Raw genomic sequence first — 25,276 nt, 5'->3', positions numbered from 1 at the left:
CTATTTATCGCTAAAGTAGGCGATTACTTTAATTTCACTGCCGTTAATAGCTCACTGATATCATCTGCCACAAAGTCAGGATTACTGTCACTAATTGGAATGCCGTAGTTATAACCATACGTTAAACCAAAGCTAGTGAAGTTTGCCGCTTGTGCTGCAATAATATCGTTCTTAGAATCTCCCACCATTAGCGCATCTTCAGCTTTAAACTGATAGTGCTCTAAACAATGTAATAACGGTAATGGATTAGGTTTTTTCTCAGCCAGCGAATCGCCACCAAGTACCAGTTCAAAGAACTCACTGATACCCGCTAATTCAAGTACTGGCGTGGTTTGAACCATAGGTTTGTTGGTCACTATAGCAAGTTTAAACCCTGCCTCTCTCAATGCTGTTAGCGTTTCTTTTACATTTGGGTATAACACGCTGTGTGTATATACATTTGCAGAATAGTGCTTTAAAAATGACGCCAGCGCATCATTAAATAATGCCGGATCAATATCATCAGATATATTAACACTGCCTGATAACGCACGTTGCACGAGTACTTGGGCACCATTGCCAACCCAACCGCGTACTTCATCTTCCGAGAAATGAGCACGTTCAAAATCACTCAGCATACAATTAACGGCAGCTGCAAGGTCAGGTACACTATCAACAAGGGTACCGTCTAAATCAAAACAAATAAGCTTAAACATTGGCTTTTTCTAACTCCGAACGCATTTCATCAATGACTTTTTTATAGTCTTCTTGGCCGTAAATAGCAGAGCCTGCAACAAACATATCAGCACCTGCTTCTGCAATTTCACGGATATTATCAACTTTAACACCACCATCAATTTCAAGAATGATGTCATGACCACTGGCATCAATCAATTTACGTACATCACGTAATTTTTGTAAGGTGGAAGGAATAAAACTTTGACCGCCAAAACCAGGGTTTACCGACATCAATAAAATCATGTCCAACTTGTCCATCACATAATCTAAGTAATGCAGAGGTGTCGCAGGATTTAATACTAACCCAGCTTTTAAACCATGCTCTTTAATTAGTTGCAAAGAACGGTCTACATGATCAGACGCTTCAGCATGAAAAGTGATCATTGATGCACCCGCTTTGGCAAATTCATTAATCATATGATCAACCGGTCGTACCATTAAATGCACATCAATCGGCGCGGTCACACCATGATCACGCAATGCTTTACAGATCATTGGACCAATAGTTAAATTAGGGACGTAGTGGTTATCCATAACATCAAAATGAATGACGTCAGCACCAGCAGCTAGTACAGCATCGACTTCTTGGCCAAGGCTAGCAAAATTAGCAGACAGAATTGAAGGGGCAATCAGAAAGTTTTTCATTTAGCGTGCTCTCAGTTGTTATTATTCCATTACTCTGTGCAAATCTTACCCTAAGTTAGCCCCTAGGGTAAAATAATAAAACCAGAATAACACTGACAACTCAGCATTGGCCGATAAATTAAAGCGAATAGTGTTAATACATTAGGATTTAGCTGTATAACGCCAACAGTTCGTCGACTTTATTACGCTTACCAGCATTACGGCTGATGGTACGTTTAACCTGAACAACCTCAAATATAGAACCATGATAAAGTTCACGCGTTAAAGGAATGTCATGATTCGAAATCAATATCGGGATCTGTCGCTCTTGTGCTGTTTCACGAGAAACTTTAGCCAGTAGCGCCTGATCATCCAGACTAAATCCATTGGTCGCATACGAAGTAAAACTTGCAGTTGTACTTAATGGCGCATACGGCGGATCACAATAAACGACATCATCACTGCGTAAACGTTTATAAACTTCAGAATAAGATTCACAAATAAACGTGGCTTTTTTCGATTTTTCAGCAAAAAAACGTAATTCTTTTAACGGGAAGTACGGCTTCTTATAAGAACCAAATGGCACATTAAAACCACCTGATTTGTTATAACGGCATAAACCATTAAAGCCATGACGATTCATGTAAAGAAACATTAACGAACGCTGATAAGGGTCACGAGTTTTGTTAAACTTTTCACGTACTTTGTAATAACGCTCTTTATCATTAAATTCAGGCGTAAAGAAACGCTGAGCATCGGCAATAAATTGCTCTGGTTTTTGTTGCAGAATCTTATACATATTAATCAAATCAGGATTAATATCATTCAACAGGTATTCGTCATAATCAGTATTTAAAAATACTGAACAAGCGCCAACAAACGGTTCAACTAAACGCTTACCAGTCGGTAGTTTTTCACGTAGATGATCAACCAGAGAATACTTACCTCCGGCCCATTTTAAGAAGGCTCGCGTTTTCTGCATTTGTGACTTATATCGCTAAATAAAAGGGGGCCGATTGTACATGGATTACAGCTAAATTGCGCTGTTTATTTATAAATCTCTTTGGATCTGAGCGAATCGTTTCAGCCACGGTTTATCTTTTTGTACTGACGCCGGCAATTTTAGTTTCGCGGCATTCGCCTGCTCAACACTGGTAAAGCTACCATAAAGAACCACATACCAAGGCTTGTTGTTACGTAGTGTTTGATATGTCCAGACATTTTCAGGTAATTCGTTCTCGTTTAAATACTGCTTTAGCTGTGATTGACGACTTAACCCTGCAATTTGAAATGTATAATTTTTCGCCGGTTGAGCCATCAACCAAGCTTGACTGGTTAATGTTTTAGCTGTATTCACAGCGTCTTTTAGTACTACTTTGTCAGCGACTTCCACAACCATTTTACTATCAATTACTTTTGCAGTATCTGATGTTTTTTGCTCGGCAATCATCTTATTCACAGCAGCATCATCAATCACAATTCGCTGTTTACCCACTTGCGGTCTTGGTACGGACACAACAGGATCTGTTAACGTGATAGTTTGACCTATTTCGGTTGGTAACTCATCATCCCAATCACTGGCCAACATTTGAGGTTCGCTCGCATCGACGATAGCCCCTGCACCTGTATTTACATCCGTTGTCACTGCATCATCTTGTGTCATCACAGGAGAAAGCAATAGAGGCTCTTTCAGTACGGTATCAGCAGCTTGTTCCTGCTCAGTTTGATAAGTGTCATATAAAAATGAGCCTGCACTACCTAACAGCAACACGCCAGTAATCATCGCCGCTAAATAAAATGACTTATTTGATGTTATCACAGATTTATCCGTCGTACTCGGCGTTGGTGATTCAGCGCGATAAACCTGCCCCTGCATGATCGCTTGCGCACATTTTGCTAATTCAGCTGGATTACCATGACACGCTTCAATTTGACGATTAATTGCATCCTGATTAACAAACGTGGGTTTATAATCAGCTTGACTAAATTGCTGCTCAACAAATTGCACAGCGGCTTGCGAATCTAATACGGTCATTTCCAACTCCAATACATTGGTTGCTGATTTTGCCAATGGCAGTATGGTTATATCAACCCACTTACTTTCTGCAAATGAAATGATATTTACTTTAATATTAATTTTATGATTAAGACTTAATTCTACTAATTGCGCAAACTCAGCAATACTTGCTGGCGATAATGACATGGCATTATCAATACATAGCGTGAATTCATGTTCAAGCTGCTGAGCAAGTAACGATAAGCTCTCGGCTAACATTATATGCGCATTGAAACGACCATCATAGCTGATCTGCTGTAATATTTGCGTTCTAACTGCCGTATCATCATGGCACTGCTGCGCATCAATTGTAATGGTTTTTTGATTAAGATCTGATTCTACATAATTACGTAATACCGTTGATTTACCTGAACCGGATTCACCGCTTACGAATAATAAATGTGAAGAGAATTGTGTGAGATGACGCAGCCGTTCACACAGCTGCGTTTGAGAATAAATTTCAGTTTGAACTGAATAGTGCACTAGAATCCGCCTGATTATGGAAATTAACCACATCGCGTAACGTACTTTCAGTTACTGTCGATAATACTTCGGCACTGCCAATTGATGTTGGTAAAATAAAACGAAGCTGGCCATTAAGTACTTTCTTGTCACGTTTCATGTGCTTCATAAATGCATCAAAGCTCATTTCTGCTGGCGCCAGTAAAGGCAACTCAGCAGCCGCGATTAATGCAGCAATACGTGTTACTTGAGATGCTGTTAATAGCCCCATTAATGCCGATGTTTGTGCTGCCATTATCATTCCAGCAGCAACCGCTTCACCGTGTAACCAAACGCCATAACCCATTTCAGCTTCAATAGCATGACCATATGTATGACCAAGATTGAGCAACGCGCGTAAGCCCTGCTCTTTTTCATCAATAGCAACAATTTCAGCTTTAATTTCACAACAACGATAAATTGCGTATTCCAACGCTGCCGTATCGAGCGCCATTAGCGCTGCAATGTTTTCTTCTAGCCAAACAAAAAAGTCCGCATCATAAATGATCCCATACTTAATCACTTCAGCTATACCAGCCGCCAGTTCGCGTCGAGGCAAGGTCGCTAAACAATCCGTATCGATAAAAACAGCATTGGGCTGATAAAAAGCACCAATCATATTTTTACCCAACGGATGATTAACTGCCGTTTTACCGCCAACCGAGGAATCAACTTGACTCAACACAGTCGTCGGGATTTGAATAAAGGGGATACCGCGTTGGTAACAGGCGGCCGCAAAGCCAACCATGTCACCAATAACACCACCACCGAGAGCGATCAACGTGGTATCACGTCCACAGTTCTCACGCAGTAGCGCGGTAAAGATCTCATTTAAAGTATCTAGGGTTTTAAATTGTTCACCATCAGAAAGAATAATACTGTCAAATTTATAGTCGTGTAACAATGCTTGTACGCGTTGTAAATACAACGGTGCAACCGTATCGTTTGAGATCACGACAACTTTATTGGTTGTTATTGCAGCCGTAAATTGCGCTACTTGCGTTAATACGCCTTCACCAATATAAATAGGGTAGCTCCGCTCACCCAGTTCAACAGTTAAACTTTCCATGTTACTCCAATTAAAAATCCAATAACTTTATAATTTGATTCGCCACAACTTTCGCACTTTGTTCGTCTGTTTTAACTGTAAAATCAGCAATCTCTTCGTACAAAGGATTACGAGCATCAGCTAATGTTTCCAGAACTTCACGTGGTTCTTCAGTTTGTAGTAAAGGGCGACGCTTATCGCGTGATGTTCTTACTAACTGCTTATCAATAGTTGTTTCTAAATAAACAACTACACCACGAGCAGAAAGGTAATTACGACTCTCATTACTTAAAATAGAGCCACCACCCGTTGCTAACACAATACCTTGCTCTTGTGTTAGATCGTCAATCACTTCCGCCTCACGAACACGGAAACCAGCTTCACCTTCAACATCGAACACCCATGAGATATCAGCACCTGTACGGCGTTCAATTTCATGATCCGAATCGATAAAGTCTAAATGCAACTGGCTCGCTAGTTGGCGACCAATTGTACTTTTACCTGCGCCCATTGGGCCTATTAGGAATATATTACGTTTTTCAGCCATTTTAACTCTTCAATAAATCTAAAGTAATAACACCCTTTTTCTTAGGGGCACCAGACCTACCTATAAAATGTCCTCTGATTGCAGCAACCAGTGATGAGACATTTGGCAACAGCCAAAATCAGCAACACCCGGTAAAAAAACCAGGTGATGACATTTCAGGCAGAAAAAGACCGCTATTTATATAGTTTTTACGGCCTTTTGTCAAAGGTAGGTTACAACGTATCCACTACCACTTTTGGTGTAACGAAGATTAACAGCTCTCGTTTTTGGTTAACATTCTTAGTACTACGGAACAATACACCTAACCAAGGGATATCACCGAGAACCGGAACTTTCGTTACAATCTTTTTAATTTCATGCTTAAATATACCGCCTAACACGATAGTTTCGCCATTCTCAACCAACACTTGCGTGCTAATAACTTGGGTATCAATGGAGACAGCTTCACCACCAACGGTTTTCACATCATCACCACGAGTATCCTGATTAATTTTCAAATCTAAGATTATTTTATTATCCGGAGTAATGTGTGGTGTAACTTGTAAACCCAATACCGCTTTTTTAAAGGCGATAGTGGTTGCACCACTTGAACTTGATTCAACATACGGGATTTCCGTACCTTGTTCAATATACGCAGACTTTTGGTCAGTAGTGGTAATTCTTGGACTCGCAATCACTTCAGCTTTTTGTTCTGCTTCTAATGCTGAAAGTTCTAAATCGAGTATCTGACCATTCGCTAATTCAGCAATCTGAAAAGCGATAGAACCAGCAGGTGATGCCACGGGTAAATTAACATTGAGTCTGTCACCAATAGCAGGTACATGACCACCAGCAATAGCATCGTTACCTTCAATCGAACCCGATGATAAACCAAAGCCTCTGCCAATGTCAGTACTACCGCCTAGACCCCAACGGATCCCAAGTTCATCATCCAGATTATCAACTACAGACACCATTCTCGCTTCAATAACCACCTGGCGAACCGGAATGTCCAATACGTCAACAATCCGCCTCACATTAGCGATTGCTGTCGCTGTATCTTTAATTAATAGCGTATTCGTACGTGCATCAAAACTAACCGAACCCCGCGATGATAACAGACTAGAATCTTTTTGTGCTAAAAGCTTTGTGATATCAGCGGCTTTTGCAAAGCTAATCTGAATAAATTCTGATTGTAACTCAGCTAAATCTTCCACTTCTTTTTTACTGACAAGATCACGGCGCTCTAATGCCGATAATTCATCCGAAGGGGCAACCATCAGTACATTACCTTCAAGCTGCTTACTTAAACCTTTCACTTTCATGACAATATCAAGAGCCTGCTCCCATGGTACACTATCTAAACGCAGGGTGATATTACCATTCACAGAATCAGTGGTAACTAAGTTAAACTCATTAAAATCAGCGATTAACTGTAATACTGTACGCACAGGAATATCTTGGAAGTTAAGTGAAATCGCTTGTCCTTGATATTTACTGGTTTTTTCATCTGGATCTTGCTTAGTAATTTCAATCACAAAAATATTATCAGCTTGATCATAACGGTAAGTAAAATCATCACTCACGTCTAATTCAAACGCAGTCACACCTTCATCATGAAAAGTTTCAATCGTGGTTACAGGTGTACCAAAATCAGCCACATCTAAAATATAGAGCAATTTTTTCAAAATAGCCGTACTGTGAAACTTTGCGATTAATTTATTGCCTTTACGTTGAATATCAACGGCCATAGAGCTGTTTTTCATGGTTAAAATTAACTTACCACTGCCATCATTACCAGTTCGAAAATCAATCCCGCGCACTTGGTTTACAAAACCGCTAACATCTTCTTCAACCGGTATAATCTCTTCAATTTTAGGCGACTGCACTGTCACTTGACGACCATCTTTAGTGACTAACAATGAAGGATTTACTGTCGCAGAAGGTACATCAAGGCTAACAATATTACTATCAATAACAGAGGCAGCTGGCAGCACTGCACTATTGCCGGTAGTGGCAACTGTCGGCTCAACAGCAAGCACCAAAGTATCCATATCCGCGCTATTATCTGCGATTTCAGGTACAGTCACATCACTAGTAAGTAAACCAAACGTTGCGATTAAGCTGTTATTAGTTTGAATGATTTGATACGGTACGAGTTCATCTAAGGCAATGGTAATTTTAAGGCCTAAATCAACACGTTCTGCTGCTACATTTAATACATTACCTTGTTCGATAACCACGGGGTTAAGTAGTAAGGTTGAGCTAGCATCCGGTACTAAAATAATTAATTGATGCGGTGAATATTGCAATTTATCTGCATATTCAACAACATTTTCACTAAACTCCAGTTCGAGCTCTAACTGCCCCTCTGCCAAAGCGTTTAAATGAATTTGTTTTAGTTGCGGTTCAGCAAAGCTGAAAGCAGAACATAAAATGGTCGTCCATAACACCAAAATTTTTGCTATTTTGGCACATCTTACATGTGATTTAGTCATTTTATCATCCCTGAAAATGGCTTAACTGTGGTCTTGGTTACTGAGTGGAATTTGGGTCGTACGTACTTGCCAGCATCCCTTTCCTGTTAATATCAACTCAGAAAGTTCAATATAGTTTTTAGTAATATCGAGTATTTCACCGTGATTAAGTCCAATATAATCACCTGGTGAGACTCTAAATATTTCCCCCGAACTTGCTCTAATCAATCCCCAAAGGTGTTTATCACTTCCAAGGGTGCCATGCATGTCCAAATTATCTAATGAGTAAGTTTCTAACGGTCCTTTAATCCGCGCAAAATTAGGCTGCGGACAATCTTGTGGAAACGGTGTTTCTGCTTTTACCGATTCCGGACGAGGATTTGAAAAGGGATTACGCGCCCCTGTTTCAGAATAATGTAAAGCTACAAAGCTTTCCATATCCGGTACACTTTCAATTTGAACCATTTTACGCGCTTTAACTTCATTAATATAATCAACAAGTTCCTGGTTATCCATGGTACAACCACCTACCGCCAGAGATAGAAAAATTAGGCTACTAATACGCTTCATTTATCCCCCTTATAACGATAAGTACGGGCAATCATATTCACTTTGAGTAATTCCCCTTGCAACTTAGTAATAGTGAAATCTTCTAGCGTTACAATCCGTGGCAACGCTGCAATATCACTGGTAAACTGACCAAGTTGATGAAAAGTCCCTATCACTTCAAGATTAACGGGTACTTCATAAGAAAAGTCTCGTTTTACTTCCTGCAACCATTTGAATTTACGTAATTGCAAACCATTATGCTGACCAATATAGCTCAAATCATCAAGCAATCCAGCTGTCTCACTTTTGGATGGTAACTGCCTAAGCATACTGTTAAATAAATTTTCCATTTCCGACATCTGATCGGTATATAAACTTAAGTTACCAGCAAGACTTGCTTTTGCTTCAAACTGTAACCTTAAACTCGCCTCTTTCTTTTCAAGATTATCGAGTGTTTGTAGTGAAGTCGAAATAAAAACCCAATAAAATAACGCAGCAATTAACACTGAAAATATAATATTAATGGCTATTTTAGCGGGCTTAGGCCAATTACCAAGATCTTCAAGATCAAGTTCATTAAGTTCCTGTAAATTCATTCTAGCTCTCCCTCATCCGTCATCATTGGCGTTACCGAAAATCGCATTTCAAAACGATTTCCTTCTGCTTCTGACAAAGCAATAATGGAGTCTAAATTACCATCACTGAGCCAAGTTGATTCCTCAATATTTCGCAATAATACCGCAAGACGCGTATTCGAATCACTGGTACCATTTATTTTAATGATGTCATTTTTAAACGTGAGAGTGGCGAGATTAACACCGGCTGGAACCAATTGCGGCAAGGTGTTCATTAACTGTGTTGGAGTATTGCGACTACGCTGTAAACTTTGAATTAAATCAATACGTTCTTGTAGTTTATCTTTACGCCCTCGTAACTCTTTAATTTTACCTAGTTTGACATCAATAACTTGCATCTCTTGCATCAACAAGGCATTACGTTGCTTTTGATTACTGATGTAACCACCAACCACCATATTTAATATCATCATAACCAACAAGGTAACACCTAGGCTCATGCCACTTAAGGTAAAGAAACGCTGCTGTCGGGACTTTTTCTCGGTTTCTCGCCAAGGTAGAAGATTAATATTTGACATTATAAAGCCCTCATCGCTAAACCAAGTGCCACCATATAACGAGGACCATTAGCGATTAAACGCGCTTTATCTTCGACATCTTCAGAATAATCAAATTGTGCAAAAGGATTCGCGACCCGAGTAGTAATCCCCAATTCGTTTTCAACTTGTTGAGCCAACTCCATGATTAATGCAGAGCCACCACTCAATGTGATCATATCAATCTTTTGTAACGATCCTGAGTTAGTAAACAATTGTACATTACGACGGATTTGTTGGATGCATGCTGTTACATAAGGGGCGAGAACATCAATGTCGTAATCCAACGGCAAGTTTTGAGCGAGTTTCATTTTCTCTGCTTCGTCACGCTTTAAACTATAATGCTCGCTGATTGTTCGCGTGTAATTTTCGCCACCAAAATTTTGCACACGAGAATAAATCGACTCACCCTGATGCAACATTGAAAAAATAGTCATATTGGTGCCAATATCTATTGCAGCAACCACCTTGCTATCATCTTGTAATTCAGCCAAACGTAAATAAAGATCATGAGATCGTGCTAACGCATGTGCAGCTACATCGACAATTTGAGGGATAAAGTCATTTTCTTCTAAACAGCCCGCTAATGAAGTAACGCTTTCGGTACGAGTAGCACTCAACAACACATTATGCTTGCTGGGATTATTGTCATTAACGCCTAATATTTCAAAATCTAGGCTGATTTCGTCAAGCGGAAATGGAATTAAACTCTCCGCTTCCAGTTCGATATGCATTTCAAGCTCTGGGCCAGAAAGGTCTGTATCAACATATATAATTTTTGTAATAACATTCGTACCAGATACGGCAGTAGCAGCTTGTTTATAACGGAAAGGAAAATCTTGACGCACTTGTTGCAACACATTAATTAATGCTTCTATATCTTGCAATTGGTGATCAACGACACATCCTTTTGGCGTTGCAACCTCTGATACCATATCTACCACATAATGCTCTGATCGCTTAGACAGCGCTAGGGCTTTTACGGACGATGATCCAAAATCAACTCCGATCATTGCCACTGTCTGATTCCTTTTAAACAGCTTTAGCATGATGACCTTCAACTCTATGTAATAACAATGAATTTTACTTGTTAATTATTTGTTACAAACAAAGCATACAGTCTTAAATGTATTAGGTCTATCATAAAGAACTCGTACTATTTCACAAAACAGAGATATAATGGTTAATCCTTGGTAAATCATTGTGGAAATTATTGTGAAATGGGCTAAACGATTATCCGTATTTATATTGGTTAGTGGGTTATTAGGAATAGCGAGTATTTTTGCGCTTTATTTCTATATTAAGCCAGAACTACCTGATGTTAGTAGCTTAAAAACGGTACAGCTGCAAACACCAATGAAGGTCTATAGCCAAGATGGTAAACTGATCTCGCAATTTGGTGAAAAACGGCGTATCCCTATAGAGATTGACGATGTCCCGCCCTTAATGATCAAGGCATTTCTTGCTACAGAAGATAACCGCTTTTATACCCACCCAGGCATAGATCCAATTGGAATCATACGCGCAGCCAGCATTATGATTATGACAGGTGAACGTAAACAGGGTGCGAGTACCATCACCCAGCAGGTTGCTAGAAATTTCTTTTTAACCCGAGAAAAAACCTTTATTCGTAAGATTAAAGAGATCTTTTTAGCGTGGCATATCGAACAAAATCTCACTAAAAATGAAATCTTAACGCTATATCTTAATAAGATCCCTCTCGGTTACCGCTCGTTTGGTATTGGTTCCGCAGCACAAGTTTATTACGGTAAAACGTTAGATGAGTTAACCCTAGCCCAAATGGCGGTCATTGCCGGATTACCAAAAGCTCCTTCTGCATTAAATCCAATCCGTTCACCAAAGCGCGCCAAAGCACGTCGTCACACAGTATTATTACGCATGCTAGACGAGAACTATATTACTCAAGCGCAATTTGAAGAAGCGAACAATACCCCTATCACAGGTAAATATCACGGTGCAGAAATTGACTTATCTGCGCCTTATTTAGCTGAAATGGTACGTAGTGAAATGATTTCACGCTATGGTGAAGATAAAGCCTACACCCAAGGCTTTAACGTTTATACAACAGTACTCAGCGATCGCCAAACTGCAGCAACCACTGCATTGATAAATAACCTACTCAATTATGACTTGCGCCACGGTTATCGTGGGCCCCTTGGTCAAGCTTGGACTAATGATGAAGTACTAAGCAACGAAGATATCTTGTTATTGCTTAAAGATAAGCCAAGTTATAAGCCACTACAGCCAGCCGTTATCATGACTGTAAAAGAGCAACAAGTTGAAGCTTTACTTGCCAATGGTGATCAAGTTACCGTGAGTTGGAATGGACTGAAATGGGCTCGTCCATTCATTTCTGATAAAAAACAAGGTCCGGCACCGCAAACAGCAGATTCGATCGTCAACGCTGGTGATATAGTACTATTACGTCCAATGTCAGTGAACAACAAGCAAAATCAGTGGATGCTGGGTCAGATCCCTGATGCAAGTTCTGCATTCATCGCCATTGATAATAAAGATGGAGCCATTGAAGCCTTAGTGGGCGGCTTTAATTATCAACAGAGCAAGTTTAACCGCGTGACGCAAGCTGAACGTCAAATTGGCTCAAACATCAAGCCATTTGTTTATTCGGCTGGTTTAGCACAAGGTGCAACGCTCGCAACTCTTATCAATGATGCGCCTATTAACCAATGGGATCCACGAGCAGGTACAGCCTGGCGACCAAAAAACTCACCACCAACATATAATGGGCCAACGCGTTTACGTTTAGGTTTAGCACAATCAAAAAATGTAATGTCAGTACGTTTATTCCGTCAAGTCGGTCTGAGCAACGCCATTAATTACATGGCAAAATTCGGTTTTGATAAAAGCAAACTACCACGTGATGAGTCATTAGCATTGGGCTCTGCATCTTTAACTCCGCTTGAAGTTGCAGTTGCGTTCGCAACATTTGCGAACGGTGGCTTTAAAGTTGAACCTTACTTTATTGACCGTATTGAAAGTGCCAATGGTGAACTCCTTTATCAAGCAGCACCAAAGCAAGCCTGCCTAACGTGCGAAAAACAAATTGCGTTAAACACTGATGATCCTGAATATTGGTCAAAAATTGAAGGTGATGCACACGCCCTCTGTGATATAGCGCCTTACGGTACATTACAAGTTGCTCCGCGTATTATTACTGAACAGAATGCATTCTTAATGCGTCAAGTGATGGCGAGTGTGATTTGGGGCGGCGGTAGTTGGCGTCATAAAACTGGCTGGAATGGGACAGGTTGGCGTGCAGCTAGTGCACTAAAACGCCATGATCTTGGTGGTAAAACAGGTACAACAAATGAAGCAAAAGATGCTTGGTTTTCTGGCTTTAATCCAGACCTATCAGCAACAAGCTGGATTGGTTTTGATGATCATCGCCGTGAATTAGGTCGTGTAAGCCGCAATATTAATTTGGATAAACATCAGATTATCGGTGGTGAAGCGGGTGCAAAAACAGCCCAACCGGCTTGGATTGCGTTCATGAAATCTGCGCTAAAAGGGATCCCAGAGCGCCCGAATGTACTACCTGAAAACATTGTGCAAGTCCGTATTGATCGTAAATCAGGCTTGTTAACGTATAAGTCTGATTATACTTCCCGTTTTGAATACTTTATCCAGGGTACGGAACCAACGGAATATGTTAACAATCAAGATGTTGACTCTTCATTTGAACGCATCAATGAAAACAGTGATGAGGCGGAAGAATCACTGGATGACTTATTTTAATGCCAATTGCATTAAACAAATAAACTAAAAATGGCGCTGCTTTATTTTAAAGTAGCGCCATTTTATATCTACACTCTAGCCACCGCTCACTAATCAGCAGGGTTTATATCAAGCGATGGTTGCAGTCACTTGTTTATTAATCACTTGCGCAATATCGTTAAAACAAGGACGTCTTACCGAACCCTTACGGTATAATAAAACAATACGTCGAATAGGCTCAGGTTCAGTCAATTTTATATATTCAACACCTTCGGTAAAGCGGTTGCGAGGTATCGCAAGATGCGGTAATAAAGTAATCCCAGCTTCTGCTGCAATCATGTGACGCAACGTTTCCAAACTTGTCGCTTTAAAACTCGGATCTTCTGTTGCACCTGCGGTAAAGCAATAGTCCATAGCTTGATCACGTAAACAATGACCATCTTCCAACATTAAAATATGCTCACCACGTAACTCCGATAAATCAACACGGTCACGCCCCTTAAAGCGATGTGAACTTGGGACAATAAGCTCTAATGGTTCTTTATATAACTCAATATGACCGTACTTTTCCATACCCGGTAAATAAGCCAATAGCAAACAATCCAACTCACCTTCATCAAGTTGTTTTAATAATTCATTCGTTTGATTTTCATGTAAAAACATATCCAAATCTGGAAATTTTTTCTTCATAGACGGTACGATTAGCGGTAATAAATACGGTGCAACGGTTGGAATCAAGCCTATATGAATGGCCCCTGCGGTCGGGCTGGCATAGCTCTTCGCTATTTCTTTAATGGCTTTCGATTCTAATAATACCGTACGAGCTTGATCCGCAATTTGATCTCCAGCAGGCGTAAACAATACCTTTCTTGATGTACGCTCAATTAAAATAACATCCAGCTCATCTTCTAACTTTCGGATCTGGCCACTGAGTGTAGGTTGACTAACAAAGCATTTTTCAGCGGCTTTTCTAAAGTGCTTTAACTCTTGTAGCGCGACAAGGTATTCTAAATCTCTTAAGTTCATATCGACCCAACTTAAACGGTAATAACAATGAAATAACTAAAAACGATTTGTACATACTATCAATAAAACATTAATTACCACACCCCTTATCACCAAAAACACACAACAAATTGATCATAAATAAAAATATTATAACCATTTGTGACAATTGACACTTCTCAGGCGTTAAAATTATCGGTATTATCATAACCTTACTCCAAATTAACATTTCAGCAACATCCCTCCGAGTGTTGATTTAGAGAATAAAGCACACTTATTCAGTAACGGATTACTGTCGTAGCAATAATAAGGATTTTATATGCGCTTAAAAAAGTTAAGTTTCTTAACTATTTTACTGCTATCTATCGGCTTAACTGGCTGTGGTAGTGATAACTTAGACGCAGCCACAAGTGGCTCTGGTAATACTAATAATGGTACAGACTCTGGTGATAATGGAGACTCCAGTGGCGATACTGATAACGGTAGTAACGAAGATACCGTTTACACTGCCAGTGGTAATTTATTACCTAAGGTTATCCAACGTGGACAAACATTTACTTTCAACTATTACTTAGATAAAACACCTGACGCTGCCGTTATTTACGATATTGACATTGTTGGTACAGCCGTCCAAGGCACAAGCGAAGATTACACCATCAGTAATGCATCAACCCTCACCTTTGCTAAAGGCTCGACGACAACAAGCCTCACTATCACCACCTATCAAAAAAGTGATGTATATGATGCGCGAACCCTGTCATTAACGTTTACTGGTAATGTCGGTGAACCAGCAACAATTAATCTGCTAATCTCGGGTAATGTTTATCTTAATGATACTGGCATTACAGCTTATTCTGATGGTAGTACTTTCGATATACAAACTCAAACTAATGATAAATATAAGCAACAGGATGCTGCATATGGTCTTGATATCATCATTAACTCTGCAGCAACAGAACCGGACACTGGAGATAATAAGGATAATACAAAACAACTTTATAAAAACTTATTTGACGTAAATCCAAGTGATTCTGAATATAAAGGCAAGGCAGGATTTCGCTTCGTGAAAATAGCGAATAATGGAATGCCAGTTGTTGCCAACAGTAATAATTACGAGTGTGTGACTGATGAAGTAACAGGATTAACTTGGCAGGTAAAAGGCCCACGTAATATCATTACTCATGAGGCAAAAGCAGACCCATCCGATCCAGACGTTTTTACAATGGCCAACGGACAAAATTATAAAGCAGCTAATTTTCACTATCCTTGGATGCCATCGGCATTGGGTACAGCAGGAAGTGGATGGGCCTCAGGTCTAAATGACGCGACATTAGATGAAGGCGCCGAAGAAGGAGCGCATAATGCAAATCAGGCATGTGGCTACTTAGGCGGCGAGCGCAATGATGGTCAGCCTCTATACTGTTCAACCGGCAGTTATGCGGACGAAGTTAATCGACTTGGCGCTTGTGGTAAAACAAACTGGGTTGTACCTAGCGTTGAACAATTACGCAGTATCCTCAATTATAATGACGTCGTTGATTACTCTACCGTTACAGGTACCCAAAATCATGCATTTGATGACTCTTTCTTTGATTGTAAAAGTACGGATAATTGCGTTATCGACAAAAGCTATATTACTGAATGTGCTTTTATTCTGGATAGTGATGGTAATCCAGCTCCAGATGCTGATGGTAACCCAAAGATTAGCTGCATACAGCTAGAGACTCCGGAGTCAGACCCTGTTTATTGGACTGCAAATCAAGTAAAAGATTCGGAACAGCTCGCGTGGTGCGTAAACCTACAGACAGGTAGCGTGAATAAGTGCCATAAAAAAGAACATCATAGAGTATTAGTTGTCAGTAGCAATGTACCTACTGAGTTCTTCACCCCTGTAGCCACAACAGATGATTCAACTGAGTAGGAGCAAATAATATGAAAACCTCAAAATTGTTACTTATTAGTACCACTTTATTTACTGCGAGTACTTTTGCTGCCTCAGATCCCGTTAACTTAAACTGTGACCCTCGATTAGATCAGGAATATTCAACATTCGAATTTATTGATAACCTCAATGGTACAGTGACAGATTTACGGACCAGCCTTATTTGGGCAAAATGTACCCTTGGTCAAACTTATATTTTAAGTACAAACTCTTGTTCGAGTGTTGGTGCTGAAAATTATCTAGACTGGGGAGATGCGCTATCCGCTGCTGCATCTTATGAAGTGAATAATATTTCAGGCTGGCGCATGCCAAATATTAAAGAGTTAGGTTCCTTGGTTGATCGCAGTTGCGCTGCACCAACAATTAACTTAACGCTGTTTCCGAATACGGTATCAAGTATTTATTACTCCAGTACACCCTTTAAAGGCAGTGGTGTTCATGCAAATTATGACCATCTTGTATCGCGAGTCATTAATTTTTCTGATGGCACAGAAATGCCTCTAACGACACCAGAAAGTTCGAACACTAGCTACGTAGTACGGGCTGTAAAGGGCGGTTATAACTAAACTTTGAATGATTCAAGATCAACAACGGCGAGCTTAGCTCGCCGTTTTCATTTCATACTAGCGATTATGTATGCAAGGTTAAATAAGCGCTAATTCAACCATGGCTGCACGAATTTCATCTTTAGTACCTTGGGTCAGTTCAATCACAGGTAAACGGCACTCAGGTTCACACAAGCCTAATAACGACACTGCATACTTGACACCTGCCGGGCTAGTTTCTTTAAACATTAAGTTATGTAGCGTAATCAAACGATCTTGCAGTTCTCTCGCTTCTACATATTTACCCGCAAACGTTAATTCCTGCACTTCTGCATACAGTTTTGGCGCCACATTAGCTGACACAGAAATTAAGCCATTACCACCAGACACATTATAAGCAACCGTTGTGCAATCATCTCCAGATAGGAAAGAGAAATCACCTTTAATTAATTGACGCTCTAACCAAGGACGCGACAGATCACCTGTTGCATCTTTAATACCGACAACATTTTCGAGCTCCGCCATACGCGCTAACGTTTCAGGTTGGATATCAACAATTGCACGGCCTGGAATATTATAAACAATGATAGGTAAGTCATTATTATCGTTAATTGCTTTAAAATGTTGATATAAACCTTCCTGGCAAGGTCGGTTATAATAACCAGCAACATGTAACGTCGCGATAGCACCCGCCGCTTGCGCATGATTAGAAAGTAGGATTGCATCAGTTGGGTTATTTGAACCTGCACCAGCGATAACCGGTAAACGACCAGCAGCTTGATTCACCACAATATCAAGGATCTGGCAATGCTCTTCTAATGAAAGTGTTGGGCATTCCCCCGTTGTACCCACAGCAACAATACCATGCGTACCTTGCTCTACATGCCAGTCAACAAGGTTACGTAATGCTGGTTCATCAATTTCATTATTTTTAAACGGGGTAACCAAAGCAACAATTGAGCCTTTAAGTAATTCTTTCATTGCTGATTTATCGGTGACCGTTGAGTTAACACTCATAGAAGCTCCATTTCGATTATAAAAAAACCTCGATTACATAAATTGCGGTCGAGGTTTCTATAGGGATTTATATGTTCTCGAGTCACATGCTACATTAGCTTTAATTTGCCTTGTTTATCTTGTTTTCGTTTAGAATTAAGCATGTATTGAACTCGTATAGTTTGAAAAATTATTTATAAAACTGATTGTGTATCATTCAATAATTCTTCATTCACCGCAAAATGTCAAGCGGGTTAAGCATAAGAAAAAACAAAGAAGACCATCCCACAAGGTAAAGCGATACTTAAGTAACGCCAAGGTGCATAATCAGCAAACCGAAAGGAGAGGATATTGAAGTAATTTGGGTATATACTCTCCGGCCAGATCTTCGACCAAATTAAGTAAAGAGTCCAGACCCATGATCAGCAATAGCTATACCCCAGCAAGTCAATTACTCGAACGTAATACTGCACATTTTGAAGATAAAGACCTGTTGATTGCGGGTTACATCGAAGACACATTTCCTGCTGAGTTAGCAAAAATAGCTAAAAAAGTAACGCTATTCAGCTACGATTACTCTGCTAAGCTACATTATGATAATGTCAGCAATATTGATAATCATTGCTCTACAGAATATCAAGCAGTTAAGAAACACCAAGTAGCATTGATTTATATGTCAAAATCAAAAGCAGAAGTAGAGTACCTATTAGCCAACATTACAGAGCATCTTGAAGATGACGCGATGATCTTCATGGTTGGTGAAAATAATGCAGGTATTCGCAGTGCCAATAAATTCTTTGCCCCTTATGGCGATATTTGTAACAAACTAGATGCAGCACGTCGTAGCTCACTGTTTGTAACTCAATTGAATAAACCTGTGGCTAAATTTGTGCAAAGTGATTGGATCACGACATTCCCAATGACAGTGAAAGGAATCGAGCTAACCGTATGTACATTACCGGGGGTATTTAGCCACGGTAAACTAGATACAGGCAGTAATATTCTACTTAATAACCTACATAAAAAACCATCAGGTCGTGTGCTTGATCTTGGTTGTGGTGCAGGTATTATCGGTAGTTATATCGCGAAACGTTTCCCTGAAAGCAAGGTTGAAATGACAGATATTAGCGCGCTTGCAGTTAAATCAAGTCAATTAACATTAGCGGCAAATGAATTAGCGGGTAAAGCTTACCTTTCTGATGTGTATTCTGATATTAGTGGTAAGTTTGATTATATTATTTCTAACCCACCGTTCCATGCAGGTTTAAAAACACATTATGCAAGTACTGAAACATTCTTAAAAGAAGCGCATAATTACATTAATCCACGCGGTCATTTAGTCTTAGTTGCAAATAGCTTCCTTAAATACCCAGAAATCATCGAAGCTGCCTTTGGGCATTGCTTACTACAAATAAAATCATCTAAATTCGCAGTCTATTATGCTAATAAATAAGTCCGCGAATAAATAGTTACGCTAATAACGCATTGCGTTAATAAATAGTATAAACAAAAACGCCCATCACAATTCGATTGTGATGGGCGTTTTACTATTAAAAAAACGTTATTTATCTTGAATTCAGATACAGCGTTTAAGCTAAACTTACCAATCTAATTAAGCATCTCTTGCTTCTACAGATAACTCGTCAATACGCTTTTTCATAATCGCGTGTACGTCCGTTGATAATTTTCTTACCGAACGACGTTCTAATCCCACCGTTGGAATCGGTGCCATGATCTCAATAATCACTTCGCCATTATCCCAGCGGTTTAAATTTATTTTGTTATGCGTATTTGAGCAACACACTGGCACAATCGGTACTTCCGCTTGCATTGCAGTGTGGAATGCGCCGGTTTTAAACGGTAATAAACCACGGCCACGGCTACGCGTACCTTCGGCAAACATCCAAATACTCAAGTGACCTTTACGAATACGATCCGCAACCTCAGAAATAGTACCGACCGCTTTACTTTTGTTATTACGGTCAATCAAAATATTACCCGATAACCAATATACAAAACCAAAAATAGGTACCCAAACTAAGCTTTTCTTACCGACTGATACTGTCCCTGGTTGTACTGCAGCAGTCATGGTCATCAAATCAAAATTATTTTGATGATTACCAACAAATACATACGGTCCACCATCATTCAAATCCGCAGGTTTCCGCACAATTAGTTTAACGCCCATAAGTCGTGCCAAACGAGAGAAGTTTCGCGCCACACATGCCACGTGTTTTGGATTTCTAGGTTGTAAGCTAAAGCGCAATACGCTCATGATCAATAAATAGATCATAAATAGCATGACCAAGACTAAACGACTAATTAATAACATTTGTAACCCTCTTATAACATGGCACTGAGTATACCTAGCGGATACTCAGTGTACAAGCGTTAGCTGAATCGTTCATCCACGATTTCTAACGTATCAACACGCTGTAATCCGCGTGGCAACTTAAACCCACGACGTCCACGTTCACCTTTATAGTGTTCTAAATCAGCGGGTTTCAACGTTAATTTACGCTTACCAGCATAAAGCGTTACCGATTGCCCATCAGGAACTATCGTCAACATTTGTACAAATTCTTCACGACTTTTTACGCGTGCTGACGGAATATTCATTAACTTATTCCCTTTACCTTTCGATAATAACGGTAATGATGATAGAGGGAAAATCAGCATCCGCCCTTCGTTAGAGATAATTAAACAGTGATCAGTCGTTATATCTGTCACCGCTTGTGGTTCAATCACCAAACCGCCAACTGGCAAGGTTAATAATGCTTTACCGTTTTTATTACGACTAACCATGTCACTAAACTTACCAATGAAACCATAACCCGCATCAGAACTCAGTAAGAACTGTTGGTTATCTTCAGCCATGATAGCGTGGGTAAAGGTTTTCCCCGCAGCTAACGTAAAGCGGGTCGTTAATGGTTCACCCTGACTACGCGCAGATGGTAATGTGTGCGCATCAAGTGCAAACGAACGACCACTTGAATCTATAAATACCGCAGGACAGTTACTGCGTCCTTCTGCGGCATCTTTATAACCGTCACTGGCTTTATAACTGAGTCCTTTAGCATCCACATCATGACCCTTGGCACAACGTGCCCAACCTTGTTGTGATAACACCACCGTCACGGCTTCATTTGGCATTAATTCTTTTTCGGTTAACGCTTTCGCTTCTTTACGCTCGATGATCGGTGAACGGCGCTCATCACCGAATTTCTCTGCATCTGCGATTAACTCTTTTTTCACTAATGTCGCTAAACGGCGATCTGAACTTAATAGTTGCTCAAGTTTATGGCGTTCGGTGTTTAATTCACCTTGCTCACCACGAATACGCATTTCTTCTAACTTGGCTAAGTGACGAAGTTTAAGTTCCAGTACTGCTTCTGCTTGTTTAACCGATAAATCAAAACGTGAAATTAACTCAGTTTTTGGATCATCATAGTTGCGAATGATTTCAATCACTTCATCAATGTTTAAGAATGCGATTAATAAACCGTCGAGCATATGTAAACGTGCAAGTACTTTATCCAAACGGAATTGCAGACGACGACGTACCGTAGTACGACGGAACTCCAACCATTCTAATAATATTTTCTTTAAACCTTTAACTTGCGGTTTGTCATTCAAGCCAATCATGTTCAAGTTAACACGGTAGTTTTTTTCAAGATCAGTACTGGCAAATAGATGCGCCATTAGCTGCTCGATATCGATGCGGTTAGAACGTGGTATGATTACTAATCGCGTTGGGTTTTCATGGTCAGACTCATCACGTAAATCAGCCACCATCGGTAATTTTTTCGCCTGCATTTGTGCAGCAATTTGTTCTAAAATTTTACCGCCAGACACTTGATGAGGCAGCGCGCTAATCACGATATCGCCACTTTCAATACCGAATACCGCACGCATTTTAATGCTACCCTTACCAGTTTCGTAGATCTTAGCGATATCTTTTTCTGGGGTGATAATTTCTGCTTCAGTCGGGTAATCGGGACCTTTCACATACGCCATCAATTCTGACAGCTCAGCTTTTGGCTTATCAATCAAATGCAGGCATGCATTCGTCACTTCACGCACGTTATGTGGTGGAATATCAGTTGCCATACCAACCGCAATCCCGGTTACTCCATTAAGTAAGATATGCGGTAAACGTGCCGGTAATAATTGAGGCTCTTTCATAGTGCCATCAAAGTTAGGTAACCAGTCAACGGTACCTAACCCTACTTCACCGAGTAATACTTCCGCAAACTTAGATAATTTAGCTTCGGTATAACGCATTGCCGCAAATGATTTAGGATCATCTGGCGCCCCCCAGTTACCCTGACCATCGACTAATGGATAACGATAAGAGAAAGGTTGCGCCATAAGTACCATGGCTTCATAACAAGCACTATCGCCATGCGGATGGTACTTACCGAGTACGTCACCAACAGTACGTGCTGATTTTTTATATTTAGCCCCTGCGTGTAAACCCAGTTCTGACATTGCGTAAGTGATACGACGTTGTACTGGCTTTAACCCGTCACCAATATGAGGCAAGGCACGATCCATAATCACATACATGGAATAATTCAAATATGCTTGCTCAGTAAATTCCCTTAGCGGTTGCTCTTCGACACCCTCTAAGCTCATATCAATAACGTCAGTCATCAAGATTCCTGTTATTTAGAATAAAGTAAAAATTTCACATTCAAAGGCGAAAACAACATATGCTATTTTTCAGCATTTATACTATGATAAAACGCGCAATAAAATTATCTTAGATAATAACAAAAAATTGTATTGTTTAGTGCCGTTATAGATAGTTATTTCAACTATAACGCGCCAATATTATTATTATCTAAAGTGACTTAATTAGCTCAAAATCCGATTAAAAACACAAATGACAGGAAATTAATCATGGGGAGCAGTGCATTATATTCTCTTATCGAAAAAACTAAATTATTATTTCCATCATTGACAAAACGCGTTAATGCGTTAAGTAGTACATATCAGACGCTGCCCAGTGTTCACCGAAAATTACTGCCCTTATTATCACTGGCAGTAATCGCGTTACTCATTATTCCAATATCAGATGACGCGACGAATAGTGAAGATACGATCAACGAACGCAAGTCAATCGAACTGACGATCACAACGACACAAAATGTAGCAAATAAAGCGGGCTTAGGACAGAGTCAACCCCGTAATACGCCGCCACCAGTACAAATTAAAGTGCTCGATCCTGAAAATATCGATGGAGAATGGCGCGCGCATGTCATTCGAAAAGGAGATTCTGTTTACCGGATTTTTCGTCAGTATGATATTCCCTCCGCTGTACTCCATGATTTAATCGCATTGCGTACACCCGCGCGATACATTACGCAAGTGAAACCGGGACAGATCATGTCATTTTATATCTCGACGACAGGTAAGCTAATACAGCTTCGCATTAGTGATGTAGATAGTGAGCCAGCGCTATTTTCGTTACGTGAAGATGGCAGTTATATTTATCAGTAAGATCCTATATAGATAATAAAAGAACAGGGTAACTCAAGCACACACTTGATTACGCCTGACTCTTTTACATTTTCCTCTGAGTCCTGTCGCACTCTACGCTGAATTCAGTCTTAGCTCGGTTCAATTTTAGCAATATAATAATTAACAGAAATAGCAGCAGAGATAAGTCCCATGCCAATAGCGGTCATGAACAACAACATTATCTCGCTAAAAACTAATCCTTCAATCGTAAATTCAGTGTTATATAACTGAGCAAGATTAAGGACAGTATCTTCCATCCAATACACCATGAATATAGTCACTAACCAAGCTAAAATCCCTCCGATAGCACCATACCAAAATCCGGTATATAAAAATGGCCGTTGCACAAATGCATTAGTGGCACCCACCAATTTTAATACTTCAATTTCGGCTCGATTAGATAAGATGTTTAACCGTATGGTATTACCGGTTATTAATAACACTGAACTTAATAATAGTACTGATACCACGAATACCGCATCACTGAAGATAGAGATAATACCTTCTAGGCGTGCTAACCACATAATATCCAACTTGCCTTGTTGAACTTCCGGTTCGCGCTCTAACTTCGCTAATAGCTCTTGGGCGGCAATTGAGGTGCGGTAATAAGGTTTAGGCGTCACCACGACCACTGCCGGTAATGGGTTATGATCTAACAGTGTCAATGCCGAAACTAATCCAGAAGAGCGCTTAAATTCGTCCATGCCTTGTTCTTTGGAAATGTACTCAAAAGTATCGACTTCTTTGTAAGTTTTTAATCGGTGCAATAAATTTTTATAACGCGATTCAGGTAGGTCTTTCTTCAAGAATAGATTAATATCGGTCGGGCTAGTCCAGCCTTCACTGACTGTTTGACTATTTTTTAATACGACATACAGGGTACTCGGCAAGGCTAAACTGACGCCAAGAACTAGCATAGTCATTAAGGATGCAATGGGCGTACGCCATACGTCGGTCAAACTCGATATCGCTTGGTGGATATGCTGCTGACAACGAATTTGGATACGCTTAATAAATGATACATCAGGTCGATTGGGTTGCTTATTCATGTTAAATCCCTTGTAACTCGTCATTACACATCTCACCACGCCTAATACGTAAGGTGCGATAGCGCATTTTAGCAATCAAACCCAAGTCATGAGTGGCAATCAATACCGAAGTGCCAGTGCGATTGAATTCTTCAAACAGTTTGATAATTTCCATCGATAGTTGTGGATCCAAATTACCAGTAGGTTCATCGGCCAACAACAATTTAGGACGAGAAATAATAGCACGAGCAATGCCCACACGTTGTTGCTCACCACCAGAAAGCATGGGCGGGTAACACTTGGCTTTATTGTATAAACCCACTTTATCTAATGCCGCCAACACTCTGTTGTTAACTTGTTTGGCAGTATAACCTTTGATAATCAGAGGTAATGCAACATTGTCAAATACGGTTCGATCAACTAATAAGCGATGATCTTGAAAAATAATACCTATATCTCGACGTAAAAAGGGGATCTCAGATTTGCTAATTTTAGTGACGTTACGACCATTTAAGGTGATCTCACCAGCGGTTGGTCGTTCTAGCATGCTGATTAGTTTTAATAAGGTACTTTTACCGGCACCCGATGGGCCCGTTAAAAAAGCCATTTCACCTTTTTCAAGATGAAAATTTACCTTTTGTAGTGCACTAAGGCTGCCAGGGTAAACTTTAGATACATTATCAAACCGAATCATGATGACCGTGTCCTTGGTATGTTTTTATGAACATTAGAATAGTAAAACCAAATACTCATCGTATGATCGATGAGTATTTGGTCAATATATGATTAACAGCACCTGCTATAAGCAG

The 25,276-nt window shown here is 40.0% G+C and carries 22 protein-coding genes; 5 read left to right on the top strand and 17 right to left on the bottom strand.

Annotated features, from left to right (window positions below; genetic code table 11):
* Nucleotides 1–23 precede the first annotated feature (23 nt).
* The 11 genes from HWV02_RS01540 to pilM form a co-directional block, all read right to left on the bottom strand.
* The gene (locus HWV02_RS01540) at nucleotides 24–695 is read right to left on the bottom strand and encodes a phosphoglycolate phosphatase (RefSeq protein WP_211678189.1); all 672 of its coding nucleotides are present in this window, start codon (nucleotides 693–695) and stop codon (nucleotides 24–26) included.
* Nucleotides 688–1,362 (bottom strand): ribulose-phosphate 3-epimerase, encoded by a 675-nt coding sequence (rpe, locus tag HWV02_RS01535; protein WP_211673776.1) that lies wholly within the window; start codon nucleotides 1,360–1,362, stop codon nucleotides 688–690. Before rpe ends, HWV02_RS01540 begins: the two co-directional genes overlap by 8 nt.
* 148 nt (nucleotides 1,363–1,510) lie before the next feature.
* A complete protein-coding gene (locus HWV02_RS01530) occupies nucleotides 1,511–2,323 on the bottom strand; it encodes a Dam family site-specific DNA-(adenine-N6)-methyltransferase (protein ID WP_211678188.1) in 813 nt (270 codons plus the stop codon).
* A gap of 69 nt (nucleotides 2,324–2,392) precedes the next feature.
* Nucleotides 2,393–3,880: an AAA family ATPase gene (locus tag HWV02_RS01525; protein WP_211689528.1), complete on the bottom strand. Its 1,488-nt coding sequence runs from the start codon at nucleotides 3,878–3,880 to the stop codon at nucleotides 2,393–2,395.
* On the bottom strand, nucleotides 3,858–4,967 hold the full coding sequence (gene aroB / locus HWV02_RS01520) for a 3-dehydroquinate synthase (protein ID WP_211678186.1): 1,110 nt from the start codon (nucleotides 4,965–4,967) through the stop codon (nucleotides 3,858–3,860). Before aroB ends, HWV02_RS01525 begins: the two co-directional genes overlap by 23 nt.
* Nucleotides 4,968–4,977: 10 nt before the next feature.
* On the bottom strand, nucleotides 4,978–5,493 hold the full coding sequence (aroK, locus tag HWV02_RS01515; RefSeq protein ID WP_211673772.1) for a shikimate kinase AroK: 516 nt from the start codon (nucleotides 5,491–5,493) through the stop codon (nucleotides 4,978–4,980).
* A 212-nt stretch (nucleotides 5,494–5,705) separates the two neighbouring features.
* Nucleotides 5,706–7,970: a type IV pilus secretin PilQ gene (locus tag HWV02_RS01510; RefSeq protein ID WP_211689526.1), complete on the bottom strand. Its 2,265-nt coding sequence runs from the start codon at nucleotides 7,968–7,970 to the stop codon at nucleotides 5,706–5,708.
* Nucleotides 7,971–7,991: 21 nt separating this feature from the next.
* A complete protein-coding gene (locus tag HWV02_RS01505; protein WP_211689524.1) occupies nucleotides 7,992–8,519 on the bottom strand; it encodes a pilus assembly protein PilP in 528 nt (175 codons plus the stop codon).
* The gene (locus HWV02_RS01500; protein WP_211678183.1) at nucleotides 8,516–9,094 is read right to left on the bottom strand and encodes a type 4a pilus biogenesis protein PilO; all 579 of its coding nucleotides are present in this window, start codon (nucleotides 9,092–9,094) and stop codon (nucleotides 8,516–8,518) included. Before HWV02_RS01500 ends, HWV02_RS01505 begins: the two co-directional genes overlap by 4 nt.
* Complete coding sequence (locus HWV02_RS01495; RefSeq protein ID WP_211678182.1) at nucleotides 9,091–9,651, bottom strand: PilN domain-containing protein; 561 nt, start codon at nucleotides 9,649–9,651, stop codon at nucleotides 9,091–9,093. The genes HWV02_RS01500 and HWV02_RS01495 overlap by 4 nt, the downstream gene beginning before the upstream one ends.
* A complete protein-coding gene (pilM, locus tag HWV02_RS01490) occupies nucleotides 9,651–10,682 on the bottom strand; it encodes a type IV pilus assembly protein PilM (protein WP_255550662.1) in 1,032 nt (343 codons plus the stop codon). The genes HWV02_RS01495 and pilM overlap by 1 nt, the downstream gene beginning before the upstream one ends.
* Nucleotides 10,683–10,872: 190 nt before the next feature.
* On the opposite strand from pilM, the gene HWV02_RS01485 reads away from it, so the two are divergent.
* Nucleotides 10,873–13,446 carry a penicillin-binding protein 1A gene (locus HWV02_RS01485; RefSeq protein ID WP_211678180.1) on the top strand — a complete coding sequence of 858 codons (2,574 nt, stop codon included), beginning with the start codon at nucleotides 10,873–10,875 and terminating at the stop codon, nucleotides 13,444–13,446.
* Nucleotides 13,447–13,554: 108 nt separating this feature from the next.
* Here HWV02_RS01485 and oxyR read toward each other — a convergent pair whose 3' ends face one another.
* Nucleotides 13,555–14,451 carry a DNA-binding transcriptional regulator OxyR gene (gene oxyR / locus HWV02_RS01480; protein WP_211673765.1) on the bottom strand — a complete coding sequence of 299 codons (897 nt, stop codon included), beginning with the start codon at nucleotides 14,449–14,451 and terminating at the stop codon, nucleotides 13,555–13,557.
* A 298-nt stretch (nucleotides 14,452–14,749) separates the two neighbouring features.
* Between oxyR and HWV02_RS01475 the strand changes: the two genes are divergently transcribed.
* Together HWV02_RS01475 and HWV02_RS01470 are read left to right on the top strand one after the other, a co-directional pair.
* The gene (locus HWV02_RS01475; RefSeq protein ID WP_211689521.1) at nucleotides 14,750–16,351 is read left to right on the top strand and encodes a DUF1566 domain-containing protein; all 1,602 of its coding nucleotides are present in this window, start codon (nucleotides 14,750–14,752) and stop codon (nucleotides 16,349–16,351) included.
* Between the two features lie 11 nt (nucleotides 16,352–16,362).
* A complete protein-coding gene (locus HWV02_RS01470) occupies nucleotides 16,363–16,938 on the top strand; it encodes a DUF1566 domain-containing protein (protein WP_211678178.1) in 576 nt (191 codons plus the stop codon).
* A gap of 78 nt (nucleotides 16,939–17,016) precedes the next feature.
* Here the strand turns inward: HWV02_RS01470 and dapA are convergent, their stop codons facing one another.
* Nucleotides 17,017–17,934: a 4-hydroxy-tetrahydrodipicolinate synthase gene (dapA, locus tag HWV02_RS01465; RefSeq protein ID WP_211678177.1), complete on the bottom strand. Its 918-nt coding sequence runs from the start codon at nucleotides 17,932–17,934 to the stop codon at nucleotides 17,017–17,019.
* A 397-nt stretch (nucleotides 17,935–18,331) separates the two neighbouring features.
* Between dapA and rsmC the strand changes: the two genes are divergently transcribed.
* Nucleotides 18,332–19,366 carry a 16S rRNA (guanine(1207)-N(2))-methyltransferase RsmC gene (gene rsmC / locus HWV02_RS01460; RefSeq protein ID WP_211678176.1) on the top strand — a complete coding sequence of 345 codons (1,035 nt, stop codon included), beginning with the start codon at nucleotides 18,332–18,334 and terminating at the stop codon, nucleotides 19,364–19,366.
* Between the two features lie 159 nt (nucleotides 19,367–19,525).
* On the opposite strand, the gene HWV02_RS01455 is transcribed toward rsmC, so the two are convergent.
* Together HWV02_RS01455 and parC are read right to left on the bottom strand one after the other, a co-directional pair.
* Nucleotides 19,526–20,245, bottom strand: a complete 720-nt coding sequence (locus HWV02_RS01455; RefSeq protein ID WP_211678175.1) for a 1-acylglycerol-3-phosphate O-acyltransferase — start codon at nucleotides 20,243–20,245, stop codon at nucleotides 19,526–19,528.
* Nucleotides 20,246–20,304: 59 nt separating this feature from the next.
* Nucleotides 20,305–22,569 carry a DNA topoisomerase IV subunit A gene (parC, locus tag HWV02_RS01450; protein ID WP_211678174.1) on the bottom strand — a complete coding sequence of 755 codons (2,265 nt, stop codon included), beginning with the start codon at nucleotides 22,567–22,569 and terminating at the stop codon, nucleotides 20,305–20,307.
* Between the two features lie 249 nt (nucleotides 22,570–22,818).
* Here parC and HWV02_RS01445 point away from each other — a divergent pair, with 249 nt between their 5' ends.
* Nucleotides 22,819–23,418, top strand: coding sequence for a LysM-like peptidoglycan-binding domain-containing protein (locus HWV02_RS01445; protein ID WP_211689519.1), 600 nt, complete (start codon nucleotides 22,819–22,821; stop codon nucleotides 23,416–23,418).
* Nucleotides 23,419–23,528: 110 nt separating this feature from the next.
* Here HWV02_RS01445 and ftsX read toward each other — a convergent pair whose 3' ends face one another.
* Nucleotides 23,529–24,488, bottom strand: coding sequence for a permease-like cell division protein FtsX (gene ftsX / locus HWV02_RS01440; RefSeq protein WP_211678172.1), 960 nt, complete (start codon nucleotides 24,486–24,488; stop codon nucleotides 23,529–23,531).
* Nucleotide 24,489: 1 nt separating this feature from the next.
* A complete protein-coding gene (ftsE, locus tag HWV02_RS01435; RefSeq protein ID WP_045112086.1) occupies nucleotides 24,490–25,161 on the bottom strand; it encodes a cell division ATP-binding protein FtsE in 672 nt (223 codons plus the stop codon).
* Nucleotides 25,162–25,276: the final 115 nt, after the last annotated feature.

The sequence above is a fragment of the Moritella sp. 28 genome (assembly GCF_018219435.1).
In the GTDB taxonomy this organism is placed as follows: Bacteria; Pseudomonadota; Gammaproteobacteria; order Enterobacterales; family Moritellaceae; genus Moritella.
Note: the sequence above shows the minus strand (reverse complement) of the source record. Positions and strands in the feature narration are given on the sequence as shown.

Bases quoted from the DNA above. Each gene is read 5' to 3' on its own strand.
- HWV02_RS01540 (WP_211678189.1), bottom strand. From the start codon at position 695: ATGTTTAAGCTTATTTGTTTTGATTTAGACGGTACCCTTGTTGATAGT.
- rpe (WP_211673776.1), bottom strand. From the start codon at position 1,362: ATGAAAAACTTTCTGATTGCCCCTTCAATTCTGTCTGCTAATTTTGCT.
- HWV02_RS01530 (WP_211678188.1), bottom strand. From the start codon at position 2,323: ATGCAGAAAACGCGAGCCTTCTTAAAATGGGCCGGAGGTAAGTATTCT.
- aroB (WP_211678186.1), bottom strand. From the start codon at position 4,967: ATGGAAAGTTTAACTGTTGAACTGGGTGAGCGGAGCTACCCTATTTAT.
- aroK (WP_211673772.1), bottom strand. From the start codon at position 5,493: ATGGCTGAAAAACGTAATATATTCCTAATAGGCCCAATGGGCGCAGGT.
- HWV02_RS01510 (WP_211689526.1), bottom strand. From the start codon at position 7,970: ATGACTAAATCACATGTAAGATGTGCCAAAATAGCAAAAATTTTGGTG.
- HWV02_RS01505 (WP_211689524.1), bottom strand. From the start codon at position 8,519: ATGAAGCGTATTAGTAGCCTAATTTTTCTATCTCTGGCGGTAGGTGGT.
- HWV02_RS01500 (WP_211678183.1), bottom strand. From the start codon at position 9,094: ATGAATTTACAGGAACTTAATGAACTTGATCTTGAAGATCTTGGTAAT.
- HWV02_RS01495 (WP_211678182.1), bottom strand. From the start codon at position 9,651: ATGTCAAATATTAATCTTCTACCTTGGCGAGAAACCGAGAAAAAGTCC.
- pilM (WP_255550662.1), bottom strand. From the start codon at position 10,682: ATGATCGGAGTTGATTTTGGATCATCGTCCGTAAAAGCCCTAGCGCTG.
- oxyR (WP_211673765.1), bottom strand. From the start codon at position 14,451: ATGAACTTAAGAGATTTAGAATACCTTGTCGCGCTACAAGAGTTAAAG.
- HWV02_RS01475 (WP_211689521.1), top strand. From the start codon at position 14,750: ATGCGCTTAAAAAAGTTAAGTTTCTTAACTATTTTACTGCTATCTATC.
- HWV02_RS01470 (WP_211678178.1), top strand. From the start codon at position 16,363: ATGAAAACCTCAAAATTGTTACTTATTAGTACCACTTTATTTACTGCG.
- dapA (WP_211678177.1), bottom strand. From the start codon at position 17,934: ATGAGTGTTAACTCAACGGTCACCGATAAATCAGCAATGAAAGAATTA.
- rsmC (WP_211678176.1), top strand. From the start codon at position 18,332: ATGATCAGCAATAGCTATACCCCAGCAAGTCAATTACTCGAACGTAAT.
- HWV02_RS01455 (WP_211678175.1), bottom strand. From the start codon at position 20,245: ATGTTATTAATTAGTCGTTTAGTCTTGGTCATGCTATTTATGATCTAT.
- parC (WP_211678174.1), bottom strand. From the start codon at position 22,569: ATGACTGACGTTATTGATATGAGCTTAGAGGGTGTCGAAGAGCAACCG.
- HWV02_RS01445 (WP_211689519.1), top strand. From the start codon at position 22,819: ATGGGGAGCAGTGCATTATATTCTCTTATCGAAAAAACTAAATTATTA.
- ftsX (WP_211678172.1), bottom strand. From the start codon at position 24,488: ATGAATAAGCAACCCAATCGACCTGATGTATCATTTATTAAGCGTATC.
- ftsE (WP_045112086.1), bottom strand. From the start codon at position 25,161: ATGATTCGGTTTGATAATGTATCTAAAGTTTACCCTGGCAGCCTTAGT.